Origin of the sequence: Mesobacillus sp., from assembly GCF_049588175.1 — a bacterium.
GTDB lineage: Bacteria > Bacillota > Bacilli > Bacillales > Cytobacillaceae > Mesobacillus.
The window spans coordinates 1-6,865 of the sequence record NZ_JBAVFI010000530.1; the positions used below are offsets into that span (position 1 = coordinate 1).

The 6,865-nt window shown below is 44.1% G+C and carries 6 protein-coding genes; all 6 read right to left on the minus strand.

Translation table 11 applies throughout. From position 1 onward, the window contains the following. Positions 1-217: 217 nt before the first annotated feature. Positions 218-1,651 (minus strand): dihydrolipoyl dehydrogenase, encoded by a 1,434-nt coding sequence (gene lpdA, locus WB217_RS12985; protein WP_423993638.1) that lies wholly within the window; start codon positions 1,649-1,651, stop codon positions 218-220. Then, on the minus strand, positions 1,652-3,007 hold the full coding sequence (locus WB217_RS12990) for a dihydrolipoamide acetyltransferase family protein (protein WP_423993639.1): 1,356 nt from the start codon (positions 3,005-3,007) through the stop codon (positions 1,652-1,654). An 11-nt stretch (positions 3,008-3,018) separates the two neighbouring features. Continuing rightward, on the minus strand, positions 3,019-4,014 hold the full coding sequence (locus tag WB217_RS12995; protein WP_423993640.1) for an alpha-ketoacid dehydrogenase subunit beta: 996 nt from the start codon (positions 4,012-4,014) through the stop codon (positions 3,019-3,021). Beyond that, positions 4,011-5,081, minus strand: a complete 1,071-nt coding sequence (gene pdhA / locus WB217_RS13000) for a pyruvate dehydrogenase (acetyl-transferring) E1 component subunit alpha (protein WP_423993641.1) — start codon at positions 5,079-5,081, stop codon at positions 4,011-4,013. Before pdhA ends, WB217_RS12995 begins: the two co-directional genes overlap by 4 nt. 46 nt (positions 5,082-5,127) lie before the next feature. Beyond that, positions 5,128-6,234 (minus strand): Leu/Phe/Val dehydrogenase, encoded by a 1,107-nt coding sequence (locus WB217_RS13005; protein ID WP_423993642.1) that lies wholly within the window; start codon positions 6,232-6,234, stop codon positions 5,128-5,130. Between the two features lie 61 nt (positions 6,235-6,295). After that, entirely contained in the window at positions 6,296-6,685 is a 390-nt protein-coding gene (locus WB217_RS13010; protein ID WP_423993643.1) for a thioesterase family protein, read from the minus strand. Positions 6,686-6,865: the final 180 nt, after the last annotated feature.

Below are 6,865 nucleotides of genomic sequence, written 5' to 3' on the forward strand. Positions count from 1 at the left end.
AATAGGGTTTCTACCTACCAACCTGTCTTGAAAATGATCGATTTAAATTATTTCACCAGTTGGATTTGTTTTTTCACCAGTTGGACTTGTTTTTTCACCAGGTTGGAGTCATTTATTCACCAGTTGGAACCGTTTTTTCACCAGTTGGCGCTTATCTTCCCGATTGAATCTCCTAATTTAAGATAATTCGGCGGGTCATCACCATTTGGTAAAAACGTCAAACCTTCACCTTCTGCTTCTTCGGCACGCTGTGAATCGCTTCCCCTTTAAACGCCTCAACAGCTTCAAGCAGTGCTTCATTGATGCTTGGATGCGGGTAGGAAGGGAACTTTATATCCTCATCACGTGCAGCCATCTCCAGAGCCTGGATGCCGTTTGAAATCAATTCAACTGCTCCTTGGCCGATCAAATGGACGCCTAACAGCAACTCGCTTTCTTTATCAAATACTACCTTCACAAGACCTTCTTTTTTACCAAGAATCGTCGCGAATCCATTGGCAGACATTGAAAATTCTCCAACTCCGACTTCATATCCTTGCAGCTCAGCTTCCTGCTCGGTTAACCCCGAACAGGCAATCGGCGGCCGTGTCCGTGCAATATGCGGAATAAAAGTAAGGTCGTTTTCACTTGCCCTGCCGCAAATTGTCTCCGCAGCAGTCTTGCCTTGTTTAATTGCCTTGACGGCAAGCTGTGGTCCTTCTGTTACATCACCGATTGCAAAGATCCTCTCAATTGAAGTCCGGCCAGTTTGGTCTGTTAAAATAAAACCTTCTGCAGACATTTTCATTCCAAGCCGATCTAGACCTAATTGATCTATTTGAGGCTTCACGCCAAGAGAATAAAATAAATGGCTGCCTTCAACCGTCCTCTGACCCTTTGAACCATCAAGGATAACCGCAACAGCATCTTCTGTTAATTTCACTTCCTCAAATGAGAAGCCTTTAACAATAGAGATACCGGACTTCTTTAACACCCTGTTCAATTCTCTATTAATGCTGGAGTCGAATGAAAAGTCCTCTTTTCCTTCATTTAAAACGAGGGTTACGTCTGAACCAAATGCCTGGAACGCCATCGCCATTTCCAATGCAATACAGTCATCTCCAAGTATGATTAGATTTTCCGGCACTTCTGCCAGATCGGCGATCGACCAGATATCAATGATTCTTTCATTCAAATCTGGTACACCGTCCAATTTCACTGGCGTACCTCCAGTTGCAATGATGGCTTCATTGAATCGATAAACCTCATAGCTGTCTTCATTTTCGACGCCGATTTTTTCGTCCGACAGGAAAAAAGCGCTGCCCTTCACGACTTCAATTTTATTCACCTTACATAATGCTTCGACTCCATCACGAAGCTGTTTGACGACTTGGTTTTTATAGCTTCGCAGTTTTTGAATCTCAAAATGCAGCCCGGAAGTTTCAATACCAAGCATCGCATCCTGTTTGGCAGCCATTAACCTTTCAGCTCCATGGGTCATCACTTTTGAAGGGATACAGCCTTTATTCAGGCAAATGCCGCCAAGCTGGTCTCTTTCTATTAAAGTGACATTTTTACCAAGCTGCGCTGCCCTGATTGCCGCATGATATCCGCCAGGTCCTCCGCCTATGATGACTAGATCTTTTTCATGTGCAAGTTCACCAACGACCATTTACATCAACTCCAGCAGCATCATTTTCGGATTTTCAATCAACTGGGCAAAACGGTTGGTAAAAGCGACAGCTGTCGCCCCATCCGCTACCCGGTGATCAAAGGCCATTGAAAGATTCATGATTGAACGGATCGCTATTTCATCCTGTTCAGTCACAACCGGACGCTTCTTTGTTTTATGGAAGGAAACAAGAGCAGTCTGCGGATGCTGGATAATCGGAGTCGCGCCAATGCTTCCGCCAAGCGGCCCCACATTGCTGATCGTGAAGGTCCCACCAGAAATATCCTTGACCGTAAGCTTGTCGTCTAGCGCTAGCTTCGTCAGCCTCTTCATCTCTTCATGGATTTGCTTTAAATTTTTTTGCTCAACATTCCTAATGACTGGAACAATCAGTCCATCAGGAGTATCTACGGCGATTCCGATATGGTGCTCACGCAAAAGTTGGATGCTTTCGTCTTCTTCATCAAGCTTCGCATTGAAAATAGGGAATTCTTTTAAGCCAATTGACAAGGCTTTTATGAAAAAAGCTGTGGCTGAAATCGAAATTCCTGCACCTTTAAGTTCCTGCCTGAAGCTGATCAGCTCGCTCACATCGATTTCTTCAAAATGAGTGCAATGAGGAATTGTGTAAAGCGACTGTACCATCTTCTTGGCGATTTGCTTCCTTCGGCCTCTAAATGGCAATGTATCTGATTGCAGTGCTTCTGAAAGCTTCGGAACCTCATTCCGAGCCAGTTCAGAACCACCTTCCGAATCATTCAGAACCAACACTTCGGAACCATGTTCTGAAACCTTCGGAACATTTAATTCTGAAGAACCTTCAGAATCTTTCACAACCTTTGAATCTCTTCCTTTAATAAAAGTATATATGTCTTCATCAACTATTCGCCCGGCAGGTCCTGAACCGGTAACATGTAAAATGTTTACGTTATTTTCCCGGGCAATTTTCCTCGTATAAGGTGATGCTAAAATACGATTCGGCTTCTTGCTTTCACCTTCTGGTAAAACGCCATTCATAGGCCGATTCGGCAAATTCAGTCCTGGCACGGGCTGTGCTTCTGCTTCGCGATGATTATTTTTCAAATCAAGCTTCTCAACTGACTTTTCTGCATTGTTTGAAGGCATATCCTCTATAATTAACAGCGTGGTTCCTACCTTGACCGTTTCACCAGGACTTAAAAGGATTTGTTTTACTATACCTGATTTAGGAGCAGGGATTTCCGCGGTCATTTTATCCGTCTGGACCTCAACCAATGGGTCATCAGCTTTAACAATATCACCAGCTTTGACGAGGTAACAGTTAATATCCGCTTCCGTCATCCCTTCCCCAATATCATGGAGCTTAACTTCAACCATTGTCACGCCTCCTAAAACTTCATCACTTTCTCAATTGCAGCTGCGACTCTTCTCGGGGTCGGCAGATAATGGTCTTCGAATCCAAAGTAAGGCACTGGCGTATCATAGCCAGTTACTCGCTCTGCAGGTGCCTTTTGATAAAGGAAAGCTTCATCATTAATCAGGGAAATCAGGTCGCTGCCTGTTCCACCGGTCGCGTGTGCTTCATGAACAATTACTGTACGTCCCGTCTTTTGTACAGACTCAATGACCAGGTCTTTATCAATCGGGTAAAGGGTCCTCAAATCGAGTACTTCACAGTCAATCCCTTTTTTCTTCATATCATCAGCGGCCTTCAAGGCAACAGGTATCATTGCTCCCCATGCGATTACCGTAACATCTTGGCCTTCGGTAAGCTTCTTGCCCTTCCCAATTTCCACGGTATACTTGCCTTCTGGCACCTCATCCCTGGAAGAACGGTAGCTCCTCATCGGTTCAAGGAACAAAACCGGATCTGGATCTTCAATCGCGGCGATCATTAACCCTTTTGCATCATAAGCATTTGATGGACAAACAACCTTAATGCCTGGCATATGGGTAAAAAGTGATTCTGTACTGTCACAATGGATTTCCGGAGCACGAACTCCTGCGCCATATGGAGCGCGAATGACCATTGGCACTGTAAAATGGCCCAATGTCCTCATTCTTAACCTAGAGGCGTGCGTCATGATTTGTTCGTATGCCGGATAAATGAATCCAAGGAACTGGATTTCAACGACCGGACGGTAGCCATTTACTGCCATGCCGATTGCTGCTCCGACAAAGCCGGCTTCACTTAATGGAGTGTCGACTACACGGTCTTCACCGTATTTCTCCTGAAGTCCTTCCGTCGCGCGGAAAACTCCGCCATTTTTTCCGATGTCTTCTCCTAGAAGAATGACATCCTTGCTTTCAGCCAGCATCGTGTCAAGACCATCCGTTATTGCCTGAACAAGCGTTAATGTCTTTGTTTGAACAGCTATATTCATCGCGCTTCACCACCGATCAGCTCAAGGTATTCCCGCTTTTGCTTCTCAATTGTCCATGTCGGTTTTTCAAAAACATAATCAAAAATCACTGCAGGATCGGCAGACGGAAAGCTCTCCATTTCCTGGACCGCAGCATCAATTTCTTCACTAGCTTTCACTTCGAGATCCTTAACCCATGCTTCATCATATATGCCTTCATTTTTCATCCAGCGTTCAAGTCGAAGTAAAGGGTCTGTTTCCATTCGCCTTACTGCACTGTCTCCCTGGTCTCGATATTTCGTTGGATCATCCGCTGTCGTGTGCGCCCCATATCTCCACGTCACCGCTTCGATCAATGTCGGACCTTCCCCATTTCGAGCGCGTTCAAGTGCTCTCTCTGTTTCAAGATAAACAGCAAATACATCATTTCCGTCAATTCTCACACCCGGGATATCATAAGCAATCGCCTTTTGTGCAATTGTCGCGGAATTCATCTGCTTGCTGATCGGAACAGAAATCGCATACTGATTATTTTGGTTAAAATAAACAACCGGAGACTTAAAGACGCTTGCAAAATTCAAGCCTTCATGAAAATCGCCCTCGGAAGTAGCGCCATCGCCAAAATAGCAGATAGCGGCATTCTTCGTTCCCTTTTGTTTCTCCGCAAACGCTGCGCCCGCAGCATGGGGAATCTGCGTTGCAATTGGTATAGCCGGAGGAAAAATCTTTTTACCTTCCGGCGGAACGCAGCCTTCATTCCGTCCATTCCAGAACAGCAAAATATTTCTTAATGAATGGCCAAAAACCATCGCCGCGCCGTGGTCACGGTATGTCGGGAACATCCAGTCATCACTTTTCAGCGCAAGGGCTGTACCCACTTGTGAAGCCTCCTGGCCTTCAAATGGAGCGTACGTCCCGATTCTTCCCTGTCGCTGCAGGCTGATTGATTTCCGGTCAAACATACGGATCCTGACCATTTCTGAAAAGAATTTCTTCACACGTTCCTCTGTAACTAAATATTTATGTTCCTCGGACACGATATTTCCGTTTGGATCCATCACCTGAAAAATCGGAAAAAGTTTATCCATCGGCTCACCCTTTTATAAAGTCTGATTTTTAAAAACTATAAATCTATTACATTCTCACTGCCCATTTTGGACGTTTCATATGAGAGAAAAAGCTGTTGCGCCGCGTTCTTGCTTCAATTCTGTTTTCACAGAACTTATTTGCGGCTTCAACTGTCGTGATTCCTTCACGTTCAGCCTGGCTGTACACATTCAAAAGAGAATTATAGATTGCTTTCGTCTTCATTAAGACGCGCTCTTTATTAGGTGAATACAGTTCATCCGCTACCTGGATTAAGCCGCCAGCATTGACGATATAGTCTGGAGCGTAGAGAATGCCTTTTTCCTGAAGGACAAGGCCATGACGCACTTCCTTCAGTTGATTATTTGCAGATCCAACAACTGCTTTGACCTGAAGCTGTGGGATTGTATCATCATTAATAATCCCTCCCATTGCACATGGAATGAATACATCAGCTGGCTGTGAGTAGATTTCATCACTGCCTACTACCTTGATTCCTGCACCTATTTCCCCGGCTTTCTGCACAATCTGGTCGATTGCCTTCTGGTTAATATCTGTAACAAATAGATCGGCACCATTCTCAAGCAAGTATTCTGCAACTTTGTAGCCAACCTTTCCTAGACCCTGGATTGAGTAGGCTTTTCCGGATAAATCATCTGTTCCCCAAAGCGCTTTGCTGGTTGCCTGCAATCCATAAATAACGCCCTGTGCGGTCGGAACTGAAGAATCACCGCTTCCGCCATATACTTCATCCACACCTACAATGCAATTTGTTTCCTTTAATGCATGAACAAAATCTTCTGGATCGGTTCCCATGTCTGTGCCTGTATAGAAACGGCCCTGAATCGATTCAACAAATTGTCCAAATGCCCTGAAAAGCTCCGGACTCTTATCTTTAGTTGGATCACCGATAATCACTGCTTTTCCTCCACCAAAATCTACATCTGCAGCTGCACATTTATATGTCATTCCCTTTGAAAGGCGAAGTACATCTTCTAGTGCATCATCCACAGTTTTATATGGGTACATGCGGCAACCGCCCAAAGCAGGTCCTAATCTTGTACTGTGAATCGCAATAATCGCCTTTAATCCTGTAGCTTCATCATTACAAAATACAACTTGTTCGTGTTCTCTGATTTGTTCAAACATATCCATTTCTCTTTCCCCCTTTATTCCGTTAAATCGTGTTAGCGCTTTCATTTTAGCGCAAATTTTTTTAGCTTCCTGTTAACCATTCAGTTATTTTCGTTTTAGGAAGGATGACTTGCTTCACTTCTCCTACCCCAACGAGTCGACCACGGCTTTCAGCCTTCAAGTTGGTTATAATGGTATTCGCATGCACATCAGTAACTGTAGCAGTAATCAAAACCTCTGCGCCTTCAGTGCATGGGGCAATATGCTTCACATTGACTGCTCCGCCCATCCCTTCTTCATGATCCTCCAAAAACGGAAGGATAATTTGCCTTGAGACCCATTCCATGTGATAAACCATCGATACCGTAGAGTATACCGGGTGAATAAGCTCTCCTTCAAAGCTGGCAAACATCTCGGGTGTAACGATGACATTGATGGTGGCCTTTTGTCCTGCTGTTAAGCCATCGCGCATCATATCCCACCTTTCCAAGTTGTAAATATGTATAACGTTTATTTAACGTTATCATAACATTTCGTTAAATAAATGGTCAATAAATTGTAAGAAATTTTGGTATTTTCTCAAAAGTAATCGTGATATAATTTCCCGCTAAAAATTAATATTCTATGAGTACTAGTAATTTTAATATCCTTT